Here is a 26,040-nt window from a genome sequence, read left to right on the forward strand (position 1 = left end):
CGTTTTTAATTATATGGACACCTTTTAGAAAAGTAAAATACTTTAATTAAATAGATGGGCATTTTAAAAATGAATATGTGAATATGAAGATCTATGAATCATTCCTTGATGATGATACCTAATAATTTAGAGAGCTCGATTGCCTGAAAAGAATTAACGATGATACCGGCAATGCTATTGACAGTCAATGTAATGCCTGTAATATCACTATTACTAAAATCAAGTCCTTTTAAGGATGTATGAATAAATTCAGAGCGTGTAAAGTTGCAGTTGTCAAATTCACAGTCTTTAAATTCAGTTTCTACATATCGTGATTCACGACTGTCGCATTCAACAAATCGTGAATTTTTAATTTTACTTCCCGAAAAATTGATGAGTTGAATACGATCGTTTAAAAACTGTACATCGCTTAAATAAGTATCTGTGAAATCACAACCGATCATACGGCAGTTTTTGAAAATAATGCGATGCAAGCTGCTGTTGGAAAAATTCATATTGGAACAATCGCAGTTTTTAAAGATTACATCCATAAGATCACTTTTTATAAGTGAGCATTTATCAAAGACGATATTTTTGAATAAACATTCATCAATCTTTATATCTTCATATTGAAAAGCAGCTTCTATATGATGATATTCACTATTGATGAGTTCTTCACTGATCAGTGTCTTTGTTTCAAGATAGGATATTTTCGGTGCTTTACATTTATGCATATTTCTTTATTATTGATTCTTTTTTTGCTTCATTTGATACTTCTCCGATAGAAAAGAACCATATATAATCCTTAAATTCATCAATGATTTCTTTACATCCCTCGATATACTCAGCCTTTTGATCCTCATTGAGGTTTGATATCCATGTTTCGTCAAAAATATCCCCGCAGAATAGTATCTTATTTGTGCGGTCTGCCAGCATGCAGCCATTTACTTTTGTTTTGTCGTTGGCAATTACTTCAAGTGTTTTTCCACCCAAGTCATATTTTTTCCCGCTTGGCAATGTTGTAAAGAGTGCAGGAAGGAAGGTATCGTCATCCTCAGTCAGCTTTTTTTGAGATGCGATCCATTCGTCCGGATAGTTATGGGTAAGATAATCGATCTCATGCTCTTCATTTAAGATATGAACCAAATGAAATTTCTTATTAGCAGAAGAATGATTGGCACAGGCATGAGAATTCAATACGGTAGGTACTGTACTTGTTAATGAGAAAATAAGCTTTTTCATTCGCCCGATACCACATCCTGTATCCAACAAGATGCTTTGATTATCGCCGCAAATCAAATAAGAAGTTGAGATCGTATCTCTATATTTCTCACTGATAGCATATATGTTATGGGTACAGTCAAATAATTTAAACCAGCCTAATTCATGTTTTAATTCTTTCATTTTATCGTCCTCCTTTGAAAAAAAAACATCGTTTCTGTATAGAAACGATGTTACTCGCGGTACCATTCTATTTGCCTGCTTAAAAACAAGCCACCTTATCCGTTAACGCCGAAATACGTCTTGACCTACTGTTACTTCAATCAAAATCTCCGAGGTGCGTTTCACTGTGCTTCTTACCGCCTGACTCCCACTCTGTTCAGACTCGCTGATGGCGAAGGAACAGCTACTTTTCCTCATCTTCGATGACATTATTATAATCAAAACAAATGACTTGTCAACATATAAATGAAAAATTATTCTTCCTGATGTAAATTTTCAACTAAGATCGTTTCACTTCCTTTTTGGAATAAGATCGTTTTTCTAAAATTACCCGGGGTCATGTTTTTTAGCTTTACGAAATTGCGATTAAAGGTCTTAACCGTATTATAACCGACCTGAAGTCCGATATCTGTAATTGCGTCATTCGTTGTCAGAAGCATTTCACAGGCTTTATTGATACGTAAAAAATTGATCAGATCATCAAAATTCTTTTCCAGCTGAAAAAGAAGGATACGGTTTAATTCGATGACGCTGATATGAAATTTATCTGCAACCTGCTGGATCTTTAGATCTTCCATATAATTTTCATAGATATAGGTAATGATTTCATAGCTTACGCTTTTTTCTTTTTCACCAAAGATTTCATGAAGATTGCGATAGATGCTCTGATATGTCTTTGGTGTCGTACCGACACGTTCATTGAATACCTTCGAGATATGTGAAGCATCACTAAATCCGGTAAAGCTGGCAATTTCATTTAACGTAAGATCTGTGTATGTCAACAGATCCATGGCTTTGACGATACGCATTTCATTTAAAAGATCCCCAAAGGAAAAGCCGGTAACATCCATGATATATTTGCTGATGGCAGATTCACTCATGAAAAACATAGCAGAAATTTTTGTCAATGTCTGCTTTTCATTTAGATGAGAATACATGTACTTAAAAATAGCATTTCTTTGATCCAGCTCGATACTGTTGCCATCCATCTGGATACATTCCTTTTTAGTAATGAAGCGTTTAAAATGAATCAATAGCTCACAGAGCTTGTTGGTCACATAAATCTTGCTTAATTCTTTTTCTTCCTGAACATCATAGATAGATTCAATACCTGTTTCATTTTTAATTTCGTTCATGATATTCTGAATGACCTTTGCTTCATCAGGTGTACAATAAACAACAGGCGTATTACCGATAGGCGTCAATACGCTGAAAAGTTCATTGGATGTATTATAGGAAGATTTCATCGATTGGGTGATAAAATCAGAATTATAAACGATCTTCACAAATTGCATCGGTTCTTTAACTTCATCTATGACAGTTGTTTCCCATGGCAATATCGCAATAAACGTATCCGGTACAACCGAATAATTAACACCGTCTATCTTGATATTTCCGCTTCCTTTCAAGAAATATAAAAAACGTGAAGTCTGATGTAAAAGCGGCTTCGTAGGTCTGTCGACAAATTCGATATCAAAGCTGCACAGCTTTCTTTTATCATAACTGGAACAGAATTGATCTTGTATTGTAGCATAACGATTCATATGTAATTCCCTCATCTTCATTATACATGAATCTATTTTAAATATCAAAAAAAACCGTCAATTATGACGGTCATGAAATTACATTTTTTCAGGTGCGCTTACCCCGATAAGATCTAACGCATTTTTCAATGTGATGCGGGTTGCTTCCAATAGCGCTAATCTCTGAGCTGTTAATTCCGGCTGAGAATCATCAATGATCTTGTGAGCACCATAGAAAGAATGAAAATACTGTGCCAGCTTTTGAATGTAATTACAGATCTTATTCGGACTTCTTGTAAGAGCTGCTTCTGAAACGACATTCACAAACTCATTGATATGCTTCAATAAGTCTACTTCTTTTTCACTGGTCAATAGATCATAATGATCTAAACGCTGTGCCGGCTTCGTTCTTAAGATCGAACAGATACGGGCATAAGCATACTGCGCATAGTAGACAGGATTTTCATTGGACTGGCTTCTCGCTAAGCTCAAATCAAAGTCCATATGAGTATCAACCGCTCTGCTCACGAAGAAATAACGAGCTGAATCAACCCCGATATCATCCACAAGCTCACGTATCGTGATCGCATTTCCTGTTCGCTTTGACATCTTGACTTCTTCGCCATTTTCAACTAAACGAACCATTTGAATGATGTCTACTTCCAGAGCATCTTTGCCATAGTCCATCGCTTCGATCGCTGCCTTCATACGAGCGATATAGCCATGATGGTCGGCACCCCAAAGATTGACCAGCTTTTCATAGCCACGTTCAAATTTGTAGACATGGTTGGCAATATCCGGTGTCAGATACGTATAATATCCATCGCTTTTCTTCAATACACGATCCTTATCATCACCATATTCTGTCGATTTAAACCAGATGGCACCATCTTTTTCATAAGTAAGACCCATTTTAACCATCTTATCCATGACAAGATTTACCCGATTCTCATCAACGATTTTCTGTTCACTGATCCAAGAATCAAATTCACAGCGATAATATTTTAAGTCATTTTTAATACGGTCAAGTTCACGTTTTTTTCCTTCTTCACGGAAAAATTTCACAGCTTCTTCTTTTGGACAATTCAAATATTTATCACCGACATCTTTTTTGATTTCTTCAGTGATCTCAATCACATCTGCTCCATGATAACCATCTTCCGGAAGCGCTGCTTCCATACCAAAAGACTGCAGATATCTGGCATAGACAGATTCTCCCAGCATATCGATCTGATGTCCGGCATCATTGATATAGTATTCTCTTAAACAATCATAACCGGATTTCTTTAATAAACGGCAGATGCTGTCGCCCCATGCAGCTCCGCGTGCATGTCCGAGGTGTAAGGCACCTGTTGGATTGGCAGATACATATTCTACTAATATTTTCAGACCGTTGCCGCTGTTATTTTTTCCATAATCATCACCGGCGTCGATCACGGTATTGATGACTCCGGCAAGTTCACTTTTCTTGATCCAGAAATTAATGAATCCAGGTCCGGCAATCTCAATCTTATCAGCATTTTCTAAATTTGATTCTAATTTTTCTACTAATGCTTTCGCAATAACCTGAGGATTCGATCGGACAACCTTCGCCAATCTCATGGCAATGTTGGTTGAATAATCACCATTAGAATTATCTTTCGGGATCTCAATCATGACAAGGCCAGGTTCTGGCGTGATATTGAAACATTCCATAACGGCTTTTTCAATATTGTTTTTTAAAGCTACTTCAATATTATTCATGTTTTCTCCTTTCAGCCTCCTGCTTTCGTTGACAGTTTAACATATTTATAGAATAAAACAAGGGAAATGTTGAAAAAGACAAAAAAAACTGGTTTTTTAATAATATTATTAAAGTAAAACCAATGTAAAACATCATTGACAAAAATATGTTTAAACAATTATAATAACCGCTTTTAGATACGATCATGAATATGTATACGAAAGTTTCAAGAGCCGCAACCTTATCGATCTATTCAATGGTAATGAATTTAGGCAGTGTCTTAACGAATCTAATGTTTGGAAAATGTGCAGATATATCCGTATCTTATGCTTTTATCTTAGGCAGTGTTTTTTCAATAACAGGTCTTGTATTATTTAGACAATGGAATAAAAGAAATTCATATGATGGAAAATAATTGCTTGTTTAAAAAAGCTTTCCCGGCTGGAAGCTTCAATAATATTTCTTTTACATTGATTCTGACATTTTTTTATCGGCTATATACATTTCTAATTCTTTTAGCATACAATTCCTTTCTTTTATTAGAATAATATAATTTTCTTGATTAGAATTTATTGGTTTTTTTCCTCAAAAAGTGGCGAATAAGTGGCGAGCTTGAATAAGAAAAATCACTATATAGCTAAAAGCCCTATAAATAAAGGCTTTCCTCATCATTAAAGAAAGCCTGTATAAACAGAAATGGCGCGCCGTACAGGAATCGAACCCACAACCTTTTGATCCGTAGTCAAACGCTCTATCCAGTTGAGCTAACGGCGCATCCTGTCTTCATTGTTATCATACCATATTATATCTGGATTTCAACCCTTTTTATCTAACTTCTTTTTCATCCATATATGTTTTACGCCTTCATCTAAGTCTATATTACCGTAACATGCATAGCCCATGCTTTCATAAAAAGCTATCTTACTACATTGGGCATGCAGGTGAATTTCCTTTGCCTCTCGCTGTTTTAGATAATTCTCAGCATATAAAACGATTTCTTTGCCTAAATGCTTACCGCGATATGTTTTTATTAATGCTAATCGCCCCAGAATCCAAATGTCTTTTTGTCCACTTTCAAAAAAACGTGCACAGCCGATGCAAATATCATCGTCATATAAAGTAAGAAAGGTACACCAATCATCAATTTCATCATATTCGTTTTCAAATCCCTGTTCATCCATAAAAACCTGTTTGCGAATCATGTAACAATCATCTTTTTGATTGATCTTAAAACTTAAATTCATTGTCATCACCGGTTTCATGATAACATAACCTGCCATTTTTACAAGTCGAAAATGGTCATGAATCAATAAAAAGGTGAAAAAAGAATTGCCTTTTTTTCATATTAGTGATAATATAGATTAGCAATCAATGTCCACGTAGCTCAGCTGGATAGAGCATACGCCTTCTAAGCGTACGGTCGGGGGTTCGAGTCCCTCCGTGGACGCCATTTCTGTTTATACAGGCTTTCCTTGATGATGAGGAAAGCTTTTTTATTTTTACTATGTGAGCAGGTATCGTAAAAAAGTAAGTGAGATAGATAAATTTGTAAGATTATACAATGAAATTACGGGCAATTGTCCTACATTTCTATGAAAAAATGTGTAAAATGAAGGTACAGAAAGGGAGAAGAAAGTTTGAATCTGTCAGATTCTTTATATTTTTTTGTTGATGTGTAAGCGCTTGCACTTAAAATTTGACACAATTCCCTTTATTCCTGTGAGAAAATAGGAAAAATACTGAAAAGGAGAGAGGTAAATTTATGAAAGGTATTAATGTGAAAAGTGAGATCAAACCACTCAAAAAAGTGCTTCTTCATAGGCCCGGTCGAGAATTGTTGAACCTTACACCGGATACGCTTCAGGAATTGCTGTTTGATGATATTCCGTTCTTGAAGGTTGCGCAGGAAGAGCATGATGCATTTGCTAGGCTGTTGCGAGCAAATGATGTAGAGGTCGTCTATCTGGAAGATCTGATGGCTGAGGTGTTGGATCTGGATCCTGCCATTCGTAAAAAATTTCTGAAACAATTCATCGTTGAGGGTGGCATCCGAACGAATAAGTATCAGCGGATCATCTATGATTATCTGGATCAGATCAAAGATAATAAAACATTGGTTTTAAAAACGATGGAAGGAATCAATGTGAATGAGCTGAAACGAAATATTGAAAATTCTCTGGTGGATCTTGTCAGTGAAGAAAGCAAGATGGTGTTGGCACCGATGCCGAATTTATATTTTACAAGAGATCCGTTTGCTTCTATCGGTCATGGCATTGCTTTAAACCGGATGTATTCGGTAACTCGCAACAGGGAAACGATCTATGCTGAATATATTTTTAATTATCATCCGGATTATAAGGGCATCGTTGAAAAATGGTATGATCGCTATGATGACTTCCATATTGAGGGTGGAGATATTTTGAATCTTACAGAAGATACGCTGGCTATCGGTATATCACAGCGAACAGAGCCTGATGCCATTGATAGTCTGGCTAAGAATATCTTCAATAATCCTAAATCGACGATCAAAAAAATATTGGCCTTCAATATTCCAAATTCGAGAGCTTTTATGCATTTAGATACCGTATTTACACAAATTGATGTAGATAAGTTTACCGTTCATCCGGGAATTTTAGGACCGCTGGAAGTTTACGAGATTACAGCCGGTGATAGTGTTGAAGAAGTGAAGGTACATAAAATAGAAGATACGTTGGAGCATATTCTTGAGGATGTGCTCGGAATTGAAAATGTGACGCTGATCAAGTGTGGCGGAGAGGATCGGATCGCTGCAGAACGTGAGCAGTGGAACGACGGCTCCAATACCTTATGTATTGCACCCGGAGTAATCATTGTTTATGAAAGAAATGATGTAACGAACGCATTGTTGGAGAAGCATGGTCTGAAAGTGCTGACGATCCCAAGTGCTGAGCTGTCAAGAGGACGTGGCGGACCTAGATGTATGTCCATGCCGTTATGGCGAGAAGATTAAGAAAGAAGAGGAAAAAAATATGCCGAAAAATTTAAGTGGAAGAAACTTTTTAAAATTATTGGATTTCACAACTGAAGAAATCCGTTATCTGCTGGATCTGTCAAAAGAGCTAAAACGTCTGAAGCTGACGCACACCCCGCATCGTTATTTGGAAGGAAAAAATATCGTGTTGTTATTTGAAAAGACATCTACGAGAACACGTTGTTCATTTGAAGTTGCCGGCAGAGATCTGGGTATGGGGGTTACTTATCTGGATCCGGGTTCAAGTCAAATGGGAAAGAAGGAAAGCATTGAAGATACGGCCCGTGTATTAGGAAGAATGTATGATGGTATCGAATACCGTGGCTTTGATCAGTCAATCGTAGAAGAATTGGCTGCTTATGCAGGGGTACCGGTTTGGAATGGATTGACCAATGAATTTCATCCGACACAGATGCTGGCTGATTTACTGACCATCGAAGAAAATTTCGGCTATCTGAAAGGTTTGAATTTTGTCTTCATGGGCGATGCCGGAAACAATGTGGGTAATTCTTTGATGGTTGCTTGTGCAAAGATGGGCATTAACTTTACGGCATGCGGACCAAAGAAGCAGATGCCAAGTGAAAAGCTGGTTGAAACCTGCAAGAAGATCGCGGCTGAGAATGAGTGTACGATCACATTGACTGAGGATGTTGGGCAGGCAACAAAAGGTGCACATGTAATTTATACGGATATCTGGGTTTCGATGGGAGAACCGGACAGCGTATGGGAGGAAAGAATTAAATTGCTGTCACCTTATCAGGTGAATAAAGAAGTGATGGCCAATGCTGCTGAGAATGCCATCTTCATGCACTGTCTGCCTTCATTCCATGATCTGAAGACAACGATCGGCAAAGAAATTTATGAAAAGTTTGGTTTAAAGGAAATGGAAGTGTGTGATGAGGTATTTGAATCCCGTGCTTCTAAAGTCTTTGATGAAGCTGAAAACAGAATGCATACGATCAAAGCGGTTATGTATGCAACTTTGAAATAATAGGAGTGAGTATGGCTAAAAGACTTGTCATAGCATTGGGAGGCAATGCTTTAGGAAATACACCTGAGGAACAGCTGGAGCTTGTTAAGGAAACAGCTTCTACGATCGTTGATCTGGTGGAAGAAGGTTATGAGGTCGTCGTAGGTCATGGAAATGGGCCGCAGGTTGGCATGATCAATCTGGCAATGGAATATAGTGCCAATAACGGCGGTCATACGCCATTGATGCCGTTTCCTGAATGTGGAGCCATGAGTCAGGGATATATCGGTTATCATCTTCAACAGGCAATCCAAAGAGAGCTTCAGTCCCGTCAGATTGAAAAGCAGTGTGTAAGCATCATTACACAGGTAGTTGTAGATGAAAATGACGAGGCATTTCAAAAACCTACAAAGCCTGTCGGTTCTTTCTACAATAAAGAGGATGCTGAAAGAATCGAAAAGGAGAAAGGTTATACGTTTGTAGAAGATGCCGGGCGTGGGTATCGTCGAGTGGTTCCTTCACCAAAGCCTTGTAAGATCGTGGAATTAAAGGTGGTAGAACAATTGGTTGATGCCAATGATATCGTGATTACAGTTGGCGGTGGCGGTATTCCGGTCATTGAAACGGAGGATGGCTATGCCGGGGTGGCTGCGGTGATTGATAAAGATCGTTCAAGTGCCAGACTGGCCTTAGATATTCATGCCGATATGCTTGTGATATTAACGGCTGTTGATCGTGTGTGCATTCACTTTAACCAGCCGAATCAGAAAGAAATTTCAGAGATGAGTGTTGAAGAGGCAAGACGCTTTATTGCCGAAGGACATTTTGCTCCGGGAAGCATGCTTCCAAAAGTAGAAGCTTGTTTAGATTATGTATCACATACACCGGATGGAACAGCTCTGATCACTTCTTTGAAAAAAGCCAAATTGGCACTTAAAGGTAAAACCGGAACGATAATTAAGGCATAGTGTACTTTTTTAAAGGAGGGAAAAAGACATGATTGAAAAAAAGAGTCGTACATCGTTATCATCCTTTAGTATTTTATTGCTTTTGTTGATCGCAGTCGCAATCATTACCTGGTTTGTTCCCGGCAGTGAGAAGGCTCCGATTCAGGGAGCAACCCTTTCGATGGTGGCAATGGCACCGTTTAATGGATTTGTCAATGCGATCGATGTTTGTATATTTGTTTTGGTATTAGGTGGATTCTTGGGAATCATATCGAGCACGGGAGCATTGGATTCAGGAATTAAAACGCTGGTCAAGAAGCTCCATGGTAATGAATTGAAATTGATTCCTATACTGATGTTTCTCTTTTCTGTCGGTGGTACAACCTATGGAATGCTGGAAGAAACGACACCGTTCTATCTGCTTTTGGCAGCAACGATGGTGGCCGCCGGCTTTGATTCCCTGGTTGGTGCATCGGTGGTTCTGCTGGGTGCAGGAAGCGGTGTTTTAGGATCTACGGTCAACCCGTTTGCAGTAGGGGCAGCGACGAGCTCGCTTGTTGATAACGGTGTTTCTATCAATAACGGTATCATCATTATATTAGGAATTATCTTATGGCTCAGCTCTTATGCGATTTCAGTATTCTTTGTGATGCGTTATGCGAAAAAGGTGAAGGCTGATAAGGGATCAACGATACTTTCTTTACAGGAACAGGAAAGCATGAAAGAAAGCTTTATGGATAAAGAGTTCATTGCGGATGATACCTTGACAAAAAATCAGAAGCTTGTTCTTGTCTTATTCGCCCTGACATTTGTAATAATGATCGTTGCTTTTATTCCTTGGGGTGATTTAGGTGTGAACTTCTTTGAAGGATGGACGAATCATTTGACAGGTTCTGATATCGGTACATGGTATTTTGCGGAAGCAACGACATGGTTTCTGATTATGTCGATCATTATTGGCTTTGCAGGAAAATTATCAGAAAAGAATTTTGTGAAATCATTTATTGCAGGTGCCGGTGATATGATGAGCGTTGTATTGATCATTGCTTTGGCACGTGGTATCAGTATCCTGATGGCTCCGGTCGATGAAGGAGGTACAGGTCTGCAGTATTGGATCTTATTAAATGCTGCCAATGCCTTACAGGGCATGAGTGCCGGTATTTTTGCTCCATTATCCTATCTGTTATATTGTCTGCTTTCATTTTTAATTCCTTCATCAAGCGGACTGGCAACGGCCAGCATGCCGATCATGGGACCTCTTGCTGCTGAGTTAGGGTTCTCACCGGAAGTCATGATCATGATATTTGTTGCCGGAAACGGATTGGTGAATTTATTTACACCGACTTGCGGAGCGATCATGGGTGGTTTTGAGATCGCAAAGATTGAATATTCCACATGGCTTAAATTTTCCGCAAAGATCATTCTTACGATAGCTGTTGTCAGTTGTGTGATCTTAACGATAGCTATGGTAATCTTATAAAAATAATTGTTATATGACATGAATAATCCCCCTATTTAAATGAGCCCCTGTCAGGGCTCATTTTTGATGTGAGGGTTGATTATCATCCTATTTTTTTGTGGGCATTTGGGCCAATAAGATACCGGCGAATACTAAGGCACAGCCAATATAGCTCTGCAATGTCATGACTTCATGAAGAAGCAAGGCGCTGCCTAAAGCACAGAACACCGATTCACAGCTTAGAATAATGGCTGCTGTTGTCGAGTCGACCCCGATTTGTCCAAGCGTCTGCAAGGTATAGCCTGCCCCAACAGATAAAATACCACCATATAAGATAGGAATTGCTGCTTCCATGATATTTTCCAAAGGGATACGTTCAAACAGGATCATGCCAATGGCACTGAATAGGGTACAGGTTAAATATTGATAAAAGGAAAAACGTATGGCATAAACAGAAGAAGCATAATGATCGACAGCTAAAATATGGAAGGCAAAAAATATCGCACAGATAAAGATCAATGAATCACCGATGTTGATGGAGAAGGAACCTTGCATGCATAGAAAATAAAAGCCCACAAGAGCTAAACCGGCTCCCAGCCATGCGCTGCGTGTCGTTTTCTTATGTAGAAAGATACCAAACAGAGGAACAAGGATGATATAGAAATCCGTGATGAATCCTGCTTTTCCGGCATAATCTGTCAACATGACACCGTATTGCTGGAAGGTACTGGCGGCAAACAAAAGAAAACCACAAAGCATACCGGCATAACGGGTATGATATATTTTTTGTCTGTCATCAGCCTTTTTTTCAAAGATCAGCATGACCGGAATCAATGAAAAAGAGCCTAATGCAAAGCGAATGGCATTATATGTCAGCGATCCTGTGGAATTACCACCGACACGCTGGGCGACAAAGGCAAATCCCCAAATAATGGCAGTTAATGTCAAAAGTATCAATGAGCGGCTTTTTCTGTTCATATAAATTCCTCCAACACAATGCATTAATATTATCATATTTATAAAAAAATAGGCAAATATATATAACTTTACATATTATTTACATCTGAATACTTCCTTATTTTACTTGTTTTTGTTACACTAATCATGTAAAATCGTGGTAAAATAAAAAAGAGGATGTTGATATGGCGACTATATATATTGTAGAAGATGATCTGAATATTCGTGAAATCGAAACATTTGCATTAAAAAACAGCGGATATACCGTTGTTGATTTTGAGTGTGCGAAAGATTTTTATAAGAAGCTGGATGAAAAAGTGCCGAATCTGATTATTTTAGATATCATGCTTCCGGATGAGGACGGTCTTTCCATTGTCCAGCGGCTTCGCAAAAAAGCAGATACTAAGAATGTACCTGTACTTTTGATCAGTGCCAAGACCAGTGAGATCGATGTGGTCAAGGGATTGGATATGGGAGCCGATGATTATCTGACAAAGCCTTTTGGTGTCATGGAGCTGATATCAAGAGTAAAGGCTCTTTTAAGAAGGAGCAGTTATTCAGAAAATGAAAAGGTTTTATCTTTGCGTGAGATTCTGATGGATGATGAAAAAAGAAGTGTTTATGTGAATGATGAAGCAATCGAGCTGACGTTTAAGGAATATGAGCTTTTAAAGCTGTTGTTGATCAACAGTGGTATCGTATTGACAAGAGAAAAACTGATGGAAAAAGTCTGGGGAACTGATTTTGAAGGTGAATCAAGAACCTTGGATATGCATATCAAAACCTTGCGCCAGAAGCTAAAGGGTGCCGGAAGTTATATCAAAACCGTCCGTAATGTAGGATATATGTTGGAGTAATATGGAGAATAAAATACATCGACAGTTTTTTCTGATAGCGGCTGTTTCTATCATTGCCAGTCTTTTGCTGACGATGGGTGTTTTCTATAAACGGTTTCAGGATCAGATCGGTTATGATCTCAAGACCTTCGGTCAGGTCCTCTTAGAAACTCAAGGATGGGAGAAAGCCGAGGAAATCGCAGATGAAGAAGATATTCGGATTACTTTGATTGAAGCGGATGGTACGGTCAGCATTGATAGTGAAGCGGATGTTGAAGAGATGGAAAATCATAATGATCGTCCGGAAGTAATGGAAGCAAGAAAAAATGGCGAATCAATGATGATTCGTAATTCCTCTACCTTTAGTGATACGACGGAATATTATTATGCGATGCGCTTGGATGATGGAAGGGTTCTTCGTGTTTCACGGGAAGTAAGCTCTGTTTCCAGTATCTTTTTTGAAACCCTGCCGTTGATCTTAGGCTTGGTGGTTTGCATCATGATCTTAGCGGTAGTCATTTCAAGGATGCTGACACATTCTATCATGGAGCCGATCAACGAATTGGCAAGCAATATCGATCATATGCAGGATGTGAAAATATATAAAGAACTTGTGCCTTTTGTTAATACGATCCAGCAGCAGCATGAAAATATCATTCGCCAGTCAAAGATGCGACAGGATTTTACTGCGAATGTGACCCATGAATTAAAAACGCCGCTTACCAGTATCAGCGGTTATTCAGAGCTTATTGAAACAGGTATGGCAAGTGAGAGCGATGTGAAGCATTTTGCTCATGAGATTCATAAAAGCAGTGCCAGATTGTTAACGACGATCAATGATATTATCAGGCTTTCAGAATTGGATAGTGAAGGCACTGAATTTTATGACAAGGTCGATTTATATGAAATCGCAAAGGATGCTCTGCCATCACTTGAAGTGAGCGCTAAAAAATATCAGGTATCCGTTTATCTGCATGGACAAAGTGAAATCATCAATGCCAGTGAAGAAAGAATGGTGGAGCTGATTTCAAATCTTGTTGATAATGCAATTCGTTATAATAAACCGGAGGGACGTGTCGATATTACGGTTGATCATGATGATCAGGGAAGTTATTTAAGTGTAAAGGATAATGGTATCGGTATTCCTAAACGGTATCATGACAGAATTTTTGAGCGTTTCTATCGAGTAGATAAAAGCCGTTCAAAGGCAACAGGCGGTACAGGCTTAGGACTTGCGATCGTGAAGCACATCGTCTTAAATCATAAGGCTACATTATCCATTGAAAGTGAAGAAGGCAAGGGTACGGAAATCGTAGTACATTTCAAGAAAACAGAATGAGGATTGATTCCTCATTTCTTTATATAATGCTATATAATGCTCGACAAACAGCTCAAACTCATGTAAGATGAAACTATGAAATATAAGACCTTAATGATTTTAAAACCGGAATGTTATGAATGGCATATAGCGGATGATATTCAAACGATGCTTAAGGATCATGGTTATCATATCGACAGTCAGAAAGAAGTGATCATAGATATGAAGGTCATGCAAGTTTTTCTCATGCATTATAAAGAGGCTATTGATAAGCTTGGTGCTGATTTTAATTTTGTGGGGAAATTGTTTAATAGTTATTACTTTCACGGACCTCATAAGATCAATGTCATGTGCATCAGCAGTGATTCAGAATTGATCGAGGATACACGTAAGCTGATTGGAGCCACAAATCCGCAAAAAGCTGAACCTGATACGATTCGAGCTTTGTTTTCAAAGGATTCGATGGAATTGGCTGAAAAGGAAAACAGATTGATCAAAAACTGTATCCATGCTTCAGATTCCCGTCAGAATGCAAATAAAGAATTAGAACTTTGGAAAGACTATCTTTAAGCTTCAGTCATATTACTGGCAGTTTTCATTTGGAAAACATATACTAGAGTCAGAGGTAAATTATGACACTAACTATTTTTGGAAGTACGGGAGATTTAAGCTTGCGTAAGCTGTTTCCTGCCTTATATAATTTATATTCATTAAAAAAGGATGCTGATTTTAAAGTAATTGCAATCGGGAGAAGAAATTTGAGTCATCATCAATTTATTGACATGATCCGACCAAAGATTTGTGAATATGCACGTCTTTCTTTTGATGAGGATATTTTCAATGAATTTTCTGAACATATCGTCTATTATCAGATGAATCTGACAGAGGCTGATGATTATGTAAAGCTGAATGATTTTTATCATGAAAATCAAATTGAGGCTCAGACTTTTTATCTGGCATTAAGTCCACGTTTTTTTCATTCCGTGATCGAAGGATTTAAACGACTTGATCAAATAGAAAGAAATAATGTGGTCATTGAGAAACCTTTTGGAGTCAATACAGCGGATATGATCGACATCAATCATAAGCTCATGCAGTTATTCCCAAAAGATCATGTGTATTATATCGATCATTATCTTGGAAAAGAAATGATCCAGAACATCAAAACGATACGTTTTAAAAATGCGCTTTTTAAGAATAGCTGGAATCACGAAATGATCGACAGCATCCAAATATCTGCATTGGAAGCAGACGGTATATTAAACCGTGGTGCTTATTATGATGCCAGTGGAGCCTTGAAGGATATGGTACAGAATCATCTTCTTCAGATACTGACCATTCTGACGATGGAAGAGAGCGAGAATCAGCATGAAGCTCAAATGCAGATATTAAAGAAGCTTCGAATCAATCAAATCCTTCTCGGTCAATATTCAGGATATCGTAATGAAAAGGATGTTGATGAGCATTCGAATACGGAAACTTATGCAGAGCTGCAATGCTTTATCGATAATGAAAGATGGCAAGATGTACCGATTTATATTCGTACCGGTAAGAAACTAAAGAAAAGAGAAATTGTCGTGATCGTGAAATTTAAGGCGTTGGAGGGAAGTCCTTCTAATCTTTTGGAAATCAAGATCCAGCCAACAGAAGGAGTCTATCTGCAATTTAATATAAAAAAGCCGGGGGCGAAGGATCAGATTGAAACCGTTCAGATGGATTTTTGCCAGAGCTGTGTAGAAATCAATCGTATCAATACACCGGAAGCCTATGAACGTTTATTTGAAGAGGTTTTTCATCATCAAAGAGAATATTTTTCTTCTTTCGAACAAATTTTATTCAGCTCTTCGTTAATAGAAAATATTCAAAAGCCGAAACCTTTCATCTATGATCACTCAATTCCATATTCATTGACAGAATGGGTGGAAATTCCACATAATTATTGACAAGTATAAAAAATGCTTTAAACTAAATTTGGTGATGAAATGAAAGCTGTATTATTTGATTTTAATGGAACTCTTTTTAATGATACTGATATCCATATTGATGTATGGAGAAAATATATCAAAGAAAAACTAAATATTGAATTTACGACTGAAGAATTTTTGAAACGAATTTTTGGCAGAGATAACAATGCGATCATCGCAGATATCTTTCATATCGATGATTTAAATGAGATTCATCGCATTTCTGAAGAAAAAGAACAACGCTATCGTGATATATGTTCAACGATGGATATTTCACTTGTCAAAGGGGCAACCGGCTTTTTTGATATCCTCAAAGAAAAAAAGATTCCTTTTACGATTGCGACAGGTGCTAATAAGAGCAATGTAGATTTTTATTTTAAGGTATTTCATTTAGATCGATGGTTTGATTATGATAAGGTCGTTTATGATGACGGTTATCTGCCGGGAAAGCCGGACCCCTCGATCTATCGGCTGGCATGTGAAAAGCTAGGGGTTGATCCTCAAGATGTCATGGTGATCGAAGATTCACCGGCAGGAGTGATAGCCGCTAAAAGAGCAGGAATTTCAGAGATCTATGTCATTTCTTCTAAAGACAGTTTCCCATATGAAGTAAAGGGAATCATTCGTGATTTTGATGAGCTGAGGGATTTATTATGCTGGAAACAGAAAGATTGATCTTGCGCAATGGAAAACAGGAAGATATCCATGATTTCCTTGGAATAAGAAACAGTGCCTTTGTATTGAAGTATAATGCGATGGAAATATGTGATGAAGAACAGCTTTTCAAAGAAATCAGTGATAATTTTGTCTTAGAAAGAAAATTTGATCATAAGATCATCGGCTTTATCGGTATTGAAAAGGATATGCTGCGCTACGGTGTGACATCTGCATGTATCTCATATTATCTTGATGAGAAGGAAGCAAAGCATGGTTATATGAGCGAAGCTTTAAAATCAATGCTTTCGTATTTATTTGAACAGGGTATTGAGATTGTCGGTGCACGTGTTTTTGTTGGTAATGATGCATCGGTATCCTTATTGAAAAAACTTGGATTTACTCATGAAGGAACTTTGCGTCATGCGGTTCAAGGATATGGTGGAATCATTTATGATGATCAGTTGTTTTCCTTGTTGAAAGAAGAATGGATAAAATGAAAAAAACATCAGGTGTTGACCTGATGTTTTTGTTACCAGCTTCCGCCTCCGCCTCCGCCGAAGCCTCCGCCTGAGAAACCGCCTCCGCTAAAGCCTCCGCTGGAAGATGATGGAGGAGTAATAGCAGATGCGAGAGAATCAAAAGAATGCATGGTCGCATGGAAATGCGACATCCACAGGACTGTGGTAAAGGTTGAAGCATCATAAGAAGAATACCAGACTGGAGAAGGAATATTGATCGATTCAAATTTCTTTGACCATACATCGCTGATTCCCAGCACATAGGCATAAGGAAGGATGTGATAGAAATAAGACGGATCTTCTTCTGCCAGCATTTCTAAACGGTCCTGTTCCGCTTCCATGATGAAATCCTTTAAACCCAGGATCTGTCCCAGCCAGCGATTGCCGATGGCACTGCGCTTTCCACTTGTTGCGATCATATAAGCCATTACGATAGTATATGCAGTCACAAAGATGAAGGCAGCTATATTTTCTTTTAAGAAAATAAGCGAAACAAGCAGAAGAATCAGATGAATGACACAGGCAAGAGTGCTTATCAGCATAGTCTTTGCGTTAGAATAGACGTGTCTTTTTCTTGATAAGATGATCCAAAAGATCATGGATGCACTCAGCAGTGGCCATAGGATAATGAGCGGTAGGATTGCCAGATCGATCATTCCTGTTTGATGATAATAGGTCGTCGATGTAAGCAAGCCTAATGCCAATCCGGCCAGTATCGTTATAACGATTTGGATCGTTAGTGAACCGTTTGAATAAATCTTATTTTCTTTTAGATGAAAATAATTAAAGATCATTTCCTTTGTGCTCCGTATCTGATCACCAAAATGTCGCTCCTGAAGCTCCTTTAAGCTGACCTCTTCGCCTTCTTTGAAAAGAGCATTAAAGAAGGTTCGCTCATATCCGGCACAGGCAGGATCAATATCCTTTATCTTTTTGATGGATGTATCCTCTTCACCATCATAAATCGTAATATAACCCCGGTTAGCAAAATCAATGATCAAAGATAATACATCTTCTGTATTGACCTCACCGTCAATGACATAACCGACACCTGCACTGCTAAGACCCTTAGGAGCATTAAATTCAACGGTAACAAGCGGTTTTGTCTTTCTGCCAAATTTCAGATAAAGCAAGATACATACGACTAAAATAATAGCACATACGATCATCGCCATATTTGTATGATCCGCAATCGGAACAAAATCAAAATAGTTTTTACCCAGTTCCAGATAAATTGTCAGGGATTGATAGTTGTAGAGTGGTGAAAGAGTTTCACCACGAATCACATTTCCCTGCATCTCAGTTACTACATTTTCATGTTCCGGAATATCAAGGGTAGATGCATCCACAGGTTCAGGAAAAGTGATACTGAAATCAACATGTTGGATCTGACAGTCAAAAAAACCAATCAGATTATAATAGAAATAATCCTGATCAATGCCCAGATCTCTTGTCTGGATGGTGTAGCGGATATCATAGGTCTTTGGTCCATAGACATATTCATCCGGATCACCGATCTTGATCTGTACACCATCACTTTCAGAATCTACTTCATAAGGATCATTTAAGACCTCAATATCATATACAGGAAAATAATAGGTTTTCTTACCCATATCACCCCAGTTCATGTTATATTTGATCGGAATATTACGATAAAAACCATGAACATAATCCGTAAATGTCATATCGATCTTTTCATGAACATTCAGACTTCCGTCTTCATTCACTTGTATTTCAACACTGTAATTGTCAATGTTGAAATTCTCCTGAGCTTGAACATGAAGCGGTGAAGCGAATACAAACAGGCAGAGCAGAAGGACAAATACTTTTTTCAAATATCTCATAGTGTCCCCTTTATATATTTCTAAAAAGAAACTTTCACGTTCTGACGTTCTTCTTCAGTGTCCACTTCAAACAACGGTGCTCTTTCAAAATGGAAAAGTGAAGCGATGATGTTGCTAGGTACTTTTTCACATCTGATGTTGAAATCACGTACCAATGCATTGTAATACTTACGGGAATTCGCAATCTCACCTTCCATCTGATTTAAATCATTCTGCAAAGACAAGAAATTCGTATTTGCCTTCAAATCAGGATACTGTTCCGCAACAGCATTTAAGTTGAACATGGACTGTGCCAGCTCTTTCTCAGCGGCGATCTTCTCATCGACGCTTTTCGCATTTACAGCGTGATTACGGGCTTCAATAACGGTTGCCAGCGTTTCGGATTCATGCTTGGCATAACCTTTTACAGTTTCCACTAAATTCGGAATTAAATCATAACGCTTTTTCAGATAAACATCCATGGTTGAAAAAGCCTCTTCAACTCTATTTCTAAGAGAAACAAATCCGTTATAAGACACGATTGCCCAGATAACGATCAATGCGATCACTGCAATGACAATAATTAAAACCCAATTCCAATTCATATATGGTCCTCCTTTTGGTAATCAAAGTATATCATAGAATTCTTAGGTTTACGTAACAATATTGTCATTTACAGATTTTCTGAAATAAATAGTTTTTCATTGCGTTCAAAACTGCCTCGTACCATCATGCTGTTACGAAGTTCATATGCGCCAAAAGCAATATCCGCACATACATCAATTTCTTCAAAACGATTTAAAAGTGAAATCAAAGCCTCTTTATCCGTATAGATACATTCACTGACTAGCGAATGTTCTTTATTCACGATGATATAAGCCTGATCATTGGCATAGATTTCACTATCCATGCTTTTATATGGAATCAGATAGTTTTCATAATAATCTATATTACGAATCCGCCAGCCATCTTTATTTTTAGTAAATTGTTCATAAAGCTTTAACAGATGGATGCTGTCATAACATAATTCCCCATTGGCCTCACCCTGTCTGACAAAATGGGAAAAGAAATGCAGATAGGCCTCTTCAAAGCCAAACGGTTTATACAGTTCCCAGTTATAAGCCTGAATAAGTAAAAAAGGAAATGTTGATTCATCTAATACATGATTCATGAGCATCCTCATATAACCGCATCCCTGATAATAAGGATCGGTAGCAACACCCACGATCAAAGCAGTATTTTGGATATGACCATCCTTAAAGATCGTCATCTCTCTCATCTGAAGCATGCATAAAACCTTAAATGCATGAACAACAAGCCACGTATTTTCCGGATGATAAAGATGGGTAAAATAAAATTCAGTGCTTTTTTCATCTTCATCAGGAAAGGATTCCTTCCATAGCTTTCTGATCTGGGCAACATGCTCCTCATCAGCATGAATGATTTTTGTTTCTCCCTGATAAGCCAGATATTTTTTGATCTTATAGATAGGGTGCAGATCACTTTTGGCTTTCCGCAATGACTCTAAACCTAAATCATCCTCACGGTTGAGATAGATATATTTAGGATCACAATGCATCAAGGTATATTTCAAAATGGCGACATATAAGCCCCGTATCGTATGATCGGCCTTTTCCACATGCATCTGGATCATATTTTCAGATAGTTCGCTATATATGGAAAATGCTTTCAACTCATTGTCAATATAAATACATCCGCCCTTGATCTCACATTCATCATACCATTCAAATAATCTTTTGATTCCTTTCATTTCTTTTTCGATAGCTTCGGGATCGGCATGGTTATTTTTCCATTCTTCAAGAAAATCAAAGATGATCCCTTGATCTTCTTTTCGTAAAGGCTGATAGACAAAACGATCTTTATATTCTTTCATGAAGGCATTGAAATGATTACGTCTTTTCTGCATCTTTTTTCCTGCAAGCGATCGCTGCATTTCAATATCATAAACGTAATCCTGTGCGTCAATATCATTGTGATAGACAAAATGAAGGTCATGACTTTCACAATAATCTTTGAGCTTTTGATTCATGCCATGAATTTCATAAGGAATATGGTATTGGCGAGAGTATCTGTCCATCTCCAAAAAAGCCTCTGTGAGATATTTCTCTTCGCACAGGGGCATCAGCCATCCGAAACGGTGATGGTAATTAACTAAAATAAGGGCAAAGTTTTCATATAATTCATAGAATATCTCATATACGTGATCCCACATGACCATGGTCACGACATTTGAATTATATTCGTTGTATTGAGCTTTTCTTGAAAATTCTTTTAATTTAGGAAGATCCTCTTTGTTTAATTTTTTCATACTCCAACATTATAATCCAACTCATAAATAATGCAAGAAATATGCAAATGAAAAAAAGTTATTTATTTTTAAGCATTTATTTTGTATAATATTTTTAATAAAAGGAAAGGGAAAAAATATGAAAAAATTGATATCATGCATCATGGCAGGGCTGATATTAATGGGATGTCAGCCTGAAGAAAAAGAAGTAACGCCGCCTACAAGCAGTGAAGTAGGAAAGTTATGTACTTATATCGTGTCTTTTGACAATGATATGTATCACATTTCTTTATTTTATGAAGTATCTGAGAAATATCCGATTCAAAATGAGGAGATCTTCAATGTTATTGATGAGATGAGCCTGAAGTATTCAAAGACGGGAAAAGGCGATGTCGGCAAATATCCGATCAATGAAGAAATGGTGCGTACGGAATGTGGGATGAGCCATCCTCAATCCGTAGCAACGGTGGTAAATATCAGTAAAGAAGATGCATGGTTCTTAAGTGAAGAGCTGAAGAATCACAAGTTTTATTTCAGGGTAGAAAAGGAAGGCCGGATGTTTGATGTGAAGGTTGAAAATCAGGTTTATTCGAAAACGTCACATCAGATGAATAATGAACAATTATTTTCAGAAAACATTGATGAAGAGATTTTTCAAGGTATTACTTTAGAAAGAAGGGCGATTGGCAGTGATGACACAGATCCGGTTTTTGCGGAAGTAAATGTAGGGAAACATATTCTCAATGGTACAGGATTCCTGGATGCTTCTTCTATGAATCTTGATCATATTGGTGAAGGTTATCAGTATTATCTGACATTGATACCTGAAAATGATGTGGCAGTAAGTTATATGTCGTTGATGACACTTGTGGTTTTTGATAAGGAGAAGATGGGTGAGGATACATACGTAGATTTGTCTGGAGGTATGTTGATCGAGGAGTTGCAGGACAGGATCATTTATGAGGATCAGGAAAAAGTTATAATGGATCTGAATCCTATATTATATGGATATGACGATTTTGGAGGTTTTGTAGCAGATACATTTTATCATTCGATTGACAAGGAAAAACTGAATGAAATTTATCATGATTTTATGACTAAATTTATTAGCTCTTTAGGAGGTAATTTATGAAAAGAATCGAATCAGATTTGCATATTCGTGTATTGGCTGCTATTTTGGTTTTACTACTCATTACGATCTTTATTTCATTTTCTATGGAGATCAATGCCTATCTTCAAAAAAATCATGTTCAGCAGGAGGAGTCTTTGCAGGATGCTCAGATGAATGCTGTTGAAAAAGAAAGTGTTCGATAGAAAAATGAGGCAAAAGGTGAAAATCTTTTGCTTTTGTATTATAATAATAAGGCGAAAGCGAATTTTACAGGATATTTTTGATAGTTGACATATGGGAAGAGAGGAAAGCGATGAAGAAAATAAATAAGAAGACCAAAAACATTTTGGTACAGCTGCTGGTAGGACTCCTTTTAGGATTATTTTTAGGCGGCTTTCTTGTTTCTATGTTTGAACTGGAAAGATTTGGAATTGATATCATGATCTACTTTTTGATCATGGCCGTGGTTGCCTATTTGCTTCAGATCATCATTCATGAGGGAGGGCATTGTTTGTTTGGCCTTTTGAGCGGGTTTGAGTTTATCTCTTTCCGGATCGGTTCTTATATGTGGATGAAGGATCAGGATAAAATCAAATTTAAGCGATATCGGTTAGCGGGAACAGGCGGACAGTGTCTTATGAAACCGGTAGGCTCAAAGCTTGAAGCGTATTGCTTATACTGTGCAGGAGGAGGAATCTGTAATCTTCTTGTATCTTTGATCTTTTTGATCCTTGGTCTTGTTTTTCATGATATGTTGTTTCATATTTTCTGTTTCTGTATGGTTGGTATCGGTCTTTTGCTGGGCTTGTTGAATCTGATTCCGCTCGATGCCGATATACCGAATGATGGGTATAATATTTACTGTATGCTGAAGGAAAAGGCGTCTGTACAGTCGATTTATCAGCAGCTGATGCTTGCGAAAGAGCTCTCTGATGGAAAAAGATGGAAGGAAATTGATGAGAAGCTTCTTGAGTTGTATGAGGGGGCCGATTTGACAAATCCCTTAAATACCTGTATTGAAGCAAGTAAGGGCGCACGTTTGGTGGCACTAAAAAAGTACGATGAGGCGAAGAAGTGTCTGGAAAATCTTTATCAGAAGGATATATCGACAATTTATCGTACTTCAGTGATGTATGATCTGGTATTGATCGAGCTTTTGACAAGTGATGATATCAATGTGGATCAATATATGGATTCAAAAATGAAGAAGCGAATGAATCGTGAAAAGAGTGATATTTCTTCTTTGTTGGATCAGTTTGGCATTGATCTTCTTGTCAATAAGGATGAGGAGCAGGCAATGGTGGATCTGAAGTATTTTAATGATGCCTGTAAGACATATCCGTCGGAAGGAATTGTAGAGGATATGAAGGAATTTATAAATCTATTAGAAGAAAGGAAGATGTAAGATGACAAAGGTAGATGTTATTTCTGGTTTTTTAGGAGCAGGAAAAACTACATTGATCAAGAAACTGCTGGAAGGTGAATTGAAGAATGAAAAGGTCGTACTGATTGAAAATGAGTTTGGTGATGTCGGTATTGATGGAACTTTTTTAAAGGAAGCGGGTATTGAAATCAAGGAAATCAATTCCGGCTGTATCTGCTGTTCATTAGTAGGTGATTTTAGAGAGGCACTTTTGAAGGTCGTAGAGGAATATGCTCCTGAACGATTGATCATTGAACCAAGCGGTGTCGGTAAGCTGAGTGATGTTATTCAGGCCATTGAGGACGTACATTTGCATGTGAATGCATTGGTTTGTGTCGTGGATGTGAAGAAAGCAAAAATGTATCATAAAAACTTTAAAGAATTTTTCGATAATCAGATCGAATATGCGAAAACGGTGATTTTGAGCCGTACGCAGGATGTCAGTGATGAAAAGGTTGAAGAAGTCGTACATATGATCCATGAATTTAATCCGGATGCGAAATGTATCATCAGTGACTGGAATGAGCTGAGCGATCATCAGATCTTAGAGGTCATGGATGAGGCTGATGACAAACATCACCATGAGGAAGAACATGAATGCTGTTGCGGACATCATGATGAAGAGCATGAATGTTGTGGTCATCATCACGATGAAGAGGATCATGAATGCTGCTGTCACGATCATGATGAGCATGATTATGAGTGCTGCCATGATCACGATGACCATGAATGTGGATGCGGACATGACCATCACCATCATCACGGACACCATCATGCAGATGATGATTTTGTAAGTGTGGCTTATGATACGGCGCATAGCTATACGAAGGAAGAACTTCATGATATGCTCGCACAGTTGGATGAGAATATCTTGAGAGCTAAAGGAATGGTGAAATCTAATGAAGGATGGCTGTTCTTTGATTATGTACCAAATGAAATTGATATTCGTCCGGGTGAGGTACAGACCATTGGTAAGATCGTCGTAATTGGCAGTACCATTGATGAAGATAAGATCAAAGAGATCTTTAGGATAGGATAAGATGGCAATACCTGTATATATTTTTTGCGGCTTTTTGGAAAGCGGCAAGACAACGCTGATTCAGACAACTTTAAGAGATGAAGGGTTTAATGAGGGTGAGAAAACATTACTTTTGGTGTTTGAAGAAGGTATTGAAGAATATGATGATAAGTTTTTAAAGGAAACATATACGAATGTTGAATATTTTGACGATCTGAGTCAATTGAATACGGATATCCTTCGTGAGCTGGATAATAAATATACACCGGATCGTGTCATGGTAGAATTTAATGGTACGTGGAATATTGATGATTTTTTAGATATTGAATTGCCATTGGACTGGATCGTCGTTCAGATATTAAGTACGATCGATGCTTCTACCTTTACGAACTATATCAATAACATGCGTACCTTTATGTTTAATGTGATCAATCCGGCAGATGTCATCGTGTTCAATCGTTGTGATGAAAATACTAAGAAGGCCTATTTGCGTACGAATGTAAAATCGATCAATAAAGGGGCTCAGATCATTTATGAATTGAAAGATGGTACGATATCACCGATGACTGATGAGGAGATGCCGTTTGATCTTAGTGCGGATGTCATTGAAATCAATGATGATGATTATGGCTTATGGTATATGGATGCTCTCGACAATGCCCGTAAATATGATGGTAAGACGGTCGTAATTCAGGGCAGGGTGATGCGCCGCAGGGAAGATCCGGATGATATTTATGTTATCGGACGTAATGCCATGGTTTGTTGCGCGGAAGATACGCAGCTGATCGGGTATATGGTGAAAAGCAAACATGCGGAACAAATGGTGGATGGTGACTGGTTACAGTTGAAAGCCAAGATACATGTGGTCTATGATGAAGAGTATCATGGTGAAGTACCTATGCTGGAAGAAATCTCTTATAAGCGAATTCCACCATTAAAAGAAGAGTTAGTTTATTTTAGTTAAAAAACAGAGGTTAGAAACTTCTGTTTTTTTGACAGATGAGGATATTTGTCTTAAAAATTAGCAGTCAATACTTGACAGTGCTAAAAAGC

25 protein-coding genes, 2 tRNA genes and 1 other annotated feature are annotated in these 26,040 nt (G+C 37.8%); of the genes, 17 read left to right on the forward strand and 10 right to left on the reverse strand.

Going from position 1 to position 26,040, the window contains the following annotated elements; translation table 11 throughout:
* Positions 1-98: 98 nt before the first annotated feature.
* The 4 genes from ACZYT3_RS10095 to argS form a co-directional block, all read right to left on the reverse strand.
* Positions 99-713, reverse strand: a complete 615-nt coding sequence (locus ACZYT3_RS10095; protein ID WP_464088563.1) for a pentapeptide repeat-containing protein — start codon at positions 711-713, stop codon at positions 99-101.
* Positions 706-1,383 carry an MBL fold metallo-hydrolase gene (locus tag ACZYT3_RS10100; RefSeq protein ID WP_294560721.1) on the reverse strand — a complete coding sequence of 226 codons (678 nt, stop codon included), beginning with the start codon at positions 1,381-1,383 and terminating at the stop codon, positions 706-708. The genes ACZYT3_RS10095 and ACZYT3_RS10100 overlap by 8 nt, the downstream gene beginning before the upstream one ends.
* A gap of 37 nt (positions 1,384-1,420) precedes the next feature.
* Positions 1,421-1,632: a binding site (T-box leader), on the reverse strand.
* 44 nt (positions 1,633-1,676) lie between these two features.
* Positions 1,677-2,966 (reverse strand): helix-turn-helix transcriptional regulator, encoded by a 1,290-nt coding sequence (locus tag ACZYT3_RS10105; protein ID WP_294560722.1) that lies wholly within the window; start codon positions 2,964-2,966, stop codon positions 1,677-1,679.
* Between the two features lie 78 nt (positions 2,967-3,044).
* Positions 3,045-4,688: an arginine--tRNA ligase gene (argS, locus tag ACZYT3_RS10110; RefSeq protein WP_464088564.1), complete on the reverse strand. Its 1,644-nt coding sequence runs from the start codon at positions 4,686-4,688 to the stop codon at positions 3,045-3,047.
* 191 nt (positions 4,689-4,879) lie between these two features.
* On the opposite strand from argS, the gene ACZYT3_RS10115 reads away from it, so the two are divergent.
* A complete protein-coding gene (locus ACZYT3_RS10115) occupies positions 4,880-5,083 on the forward strand; it encodes a hypothetical protein (RefSeq protein WP_464088565.1) in 204 nt (67 codons plus the stop codon).
* A 282-nt stretch (positions 5,084-5,365) separates the two neighbouring features.
* On the opposite strand, the gene ACZYT3_RS10120 is transcribed toward ACZYT3_RS10115, so the two are convergent.
* Positions 5,366-5,442: transfer RNA gene (locus ACZYT3_RS10120), tRNA-Arg, on the reverse strand.
* A 41-nt stretch (positions 5,443-5,483) separates the two neighbouring features.
* The gene (locus ACZYT3_RS10125; protein WP_464088566.1) at positions 5,484-5,930 is read right to left on the reverse strand and encodes a GNAT family N-acetyltransferase; all 447 of its coding nucleotides are present in this window, start codon (positions 5,928-5,930) and stop codon (positions 5,484-5,486) included.
* A 111-nt stretch (positions 5,931-6,041) separates the two neighbouring features.
* On the opposite strand from ACZYT3_RS10125, the gene ACZYT3_RS10130 reads away from it, so the two are divergent.
* The 5 genes from ACZYT3_RS10130 (at position 6,042) to ACZYT3_RS10150 (ending at position 11,075) form a co-directional block, all read left to right on the forward strand.
* Positions 6,042-6,118 (forward strand) — tRNA-Arg (locus tag ACZYT3_RS10130).
* A 312-nt stretch (positions 6,119-6,430) separates the two neighbouring features.
* A complete protein-coding gene (gene arcA, locus ACZYT3_RS10135; protein ID WP_294562910.1) occupies positions 6,431-7,657 on the forward strand; it encodes an arginine deiminase in 1,227 nt (408 codons plus the stop codon).
* A gap of 19 nt (positions 7,658-7,676) precedes the next feature.
* Positions 7,677-8,669 (forward strand): ornithine carbamoyltransferase, encoded by a 993-nt coding sequence (gene argF / locus ACZYT3_RS10140; protein ID WP_294562909.1) that lies wholly within the window; start codon positions 7,677-7,679, stop codon positions 8,667-8,669.
* Between the two features lie 11 nt (positions 8,670-8,680).
* A complete protein-coding gene (gene arcC, locus ACZYT3_RS10145) occupies positions 8,681-9,616 on the forward strand; it encodes a carbamate kinase (protein WP_464088567.1) in 936 nt (311 codons plus the stop codon).
* Positions 9,617-9,644: 28 nt separating this feature from the next.
* Positions 9,645-11,075, forward strand: coding sequence for a YfcC family protein (locus ACZYT3_RS10150; protein WP_294562907.1), 1,431 nt, complete (start codon positions 9,645-9,647; stop codon positions 11,073-11,075).
* An 87-nt stretch (positions 11,076-11,162) separates the two neighbouring features.
* Here the strand turns inward: ACZYT3_RS10150 and ACZYT3_RS10155 are convergent, their stop codons facing one another.
* Positions 11,163-12,032, reverse strand: coding sequence for a DMT family transporter (locus ACZYT3_RS10155; RefSeq protein ID WP_464088568.1), 870 nt, complete (start codon positions 12,030-12,032; stop codon positions 11,163-11,165).
* 164 nt (positions 12,033-12,196) lie between these two features.
* Between ACZYT3_RS10155 and ACZYT3_RS10160 the strand changes: the two genes are divergently transcribed.
* The 6 genes from ACZYT3_RS10160 to ACZYT3_RS10185 all read left to right on the forward strand — a co-directional run bounded on the left by ACZYT3_RS10160 (position 12,197) and on the right by ACZYT3_RS10185 (position 17,283).
* Complete coding sequence (locus ACZYT3_RS10160) at positions 12,197-12,868, forward strand: response regulator transcription factor (protein ID WP_294562905.1); 672 nt, start codon at positions 12,197-12,199, stop codon at positions 12,866-12,868.
* Position 12,869: 1 nt separating this feature from the next.
* Complete coding sequence (locus tag ACZYT3_RS10165; RefSeq protein ID WP_464088569.1) at positions 12,870-14,186, forward strand: sensor histidine kinase; 1,317 nt, start codon at positions 12,870-12,872, stop codon at positions 14,184-14,186.
* A gap of 75 nt (positions 14,187-14,261) precedes the next feature.
* A complete protein-coding gene (locus ACZYT3_RS10170) occupies positions 14,262-14,735 on the forward strand; it encodes a nucleoside-diphosphate kinase (RefSeq protein ID WP_294562903.1) in 474 nt (157 codons plus the stop codon).
* 62 nt (positions 14,736-14,797) lie between these two features.
* Positions 14,798-16,108: a glucose-6-phosphate dehydrogenase gene (locus ACZYT3_RS10175; protein ID WP_464088570.1), complete on the forward strand. Its 1,311-nt coding sequence runs from the start codon at positions 14,798-14,800 to the stop codon at positions 16,106-16,108.
* A 39-nt stretch (positions 16,109-16,147) separates the two neighbouring features.
* The gene (locus ACZYT3_RS10180) at positions 16,148-16,804 is read left to right on the forward strand and encodes an HAD family hydrolase (RefSeq protein WP_464088571.1); all 657 of its coding nucleotides are present in this window, start codon (positions 16,148-16,150) and stop codon (positions 16,802-16,804) included.
* Complete coding sequence (locus ACZYT3_RS10185; RefSeq protein WP_464088572.1) at positions 16,783-17,283, forward strand: GNAT family N-acetyltransferase; 501 nt, start codon at positions 16,783-16,785, stop codon at positions 17,281-17,283. Before ACZYT3_RS10180 ends, ACZYT3_RS10185 begins: the two co-directional genes overlap by 22 nt.
* Before the next feature lie 32 nt (positions 17,284-17,315).
* Here the strand turns inward: ACZYT3_RS10185 and ACZYT3_RS10190 are convergent, their stop codons facing one another.
* From ACZYT3_RS10190 to ACZYT3_RS10200, 3 genes are all read right to left on the reverse strand, one after another.
* A complete protein-coding gene (locus ACZYT3_RS10190) occupies positions 17,316-19,148 on the reverse strand; it encodes a DUF2207 domain-containing protein (RefSeq protein ID WP_464088573.1) in 1,833 nt (610 codons plus the stop codon).
* 20 nt (positions 19,149-19,168) lie between these two features.
* Positions 19,169-19,732 carry a LemA family protein gene (locus tag ACZYT3_RS10195; protein WP_464088574.1) on the reverse strand — a complete coding sequence of 188 codons (564 nt, stop codon included), beginning with the start codon at positions 19,730-19,732 and terminating at the stop codon, positions 19,169-19,171.
* Between the two features lie 68 nt (positions 19,733-19,800).
* On the reverse strand, positions 19,801-21,456 hold the full coding sequence (locus ACZYT3_RS10200; RefSeq protein WP_464088575.1) for a GNAT family N-acetyltransferase: 1,656 nt from the start codon (positions 21,454-21,456) through the stop codon (positions 19,801-19,803).
* 118 nt (positions 21,457-21,574) lie between these two features.
* On the opposite strand from ACZYT3_RS10200, the gene ACZYT3_RS10205 reads away from it, so the two are divergent.
* From ACZYT3_RS10205 to ACZYT3_RS10225, 5 genes are all read left to right on the forward strand, one after another.
* A complete protein-coding gene (locus tag ACZYT3_RS10205) occupies positions 21,575-22,567 on the forward strand; it encodes a hypothetical protein (RefSeq protein ID WP_294562896.1) in 993 nt (330 codons plus the stop codon).
* A complete protein-coding gene (locus ACZYT3_RS10210; RefSeq protein ID WP_294562895.1) occupies positions 22,564-22,749 on the forward strand; it encodes a hypothetical protein in 186 nt (61 codons plus the stop codon). The genes ACZYT3_RS10205 and ACZYT3_RS10210 overlap by 4 nt, the downstream gene beginning before the upstream one ends.
* Positions 22,750-22,859: 110 nt before the next feature.
* Positions 22,860-23,951, forward strand: a complete 1,092-nt coding sequence (locus ACZYT3_RS10215; RefSeq protein ID WP_464088576.1) for a hypothetical protein — start codon at positions 22,860-22,862, stop codon at positions 23,949-23,951.
* Between the two features lies 1 nt (position 23,952).
* The gene (locus tag ACZYT3_RS10220; protein WP_464088577.1) at positions 23,953-25,008 is read left to right on the forward strand and encodes a CobW family GTP-binding protein; all 1,056 of its coding nucleotides are present in this window, start codon (positions 23,953-23,955) and stop codon (positions 25,006-25,008) included.
* A 1-nt stretch (position 25,009) separates the two neighbouring features.
* A complete protein-coding gene (locus ACZYT3_RS10225) occupies positions 25,010-25,951 on the forward strand; it encodes a TIGR03943 family putative permease subunit (RefSeq protein ID WP_464088578.1) in 942 nt (313 codons plus the stop codon).
* The last annotated feature ends 89 nt before the right edge of the window (positions 25,952-26,040 follow it).

It is taken from the genome of Traorella sp. mt218, from assembly GCF_055420025.1.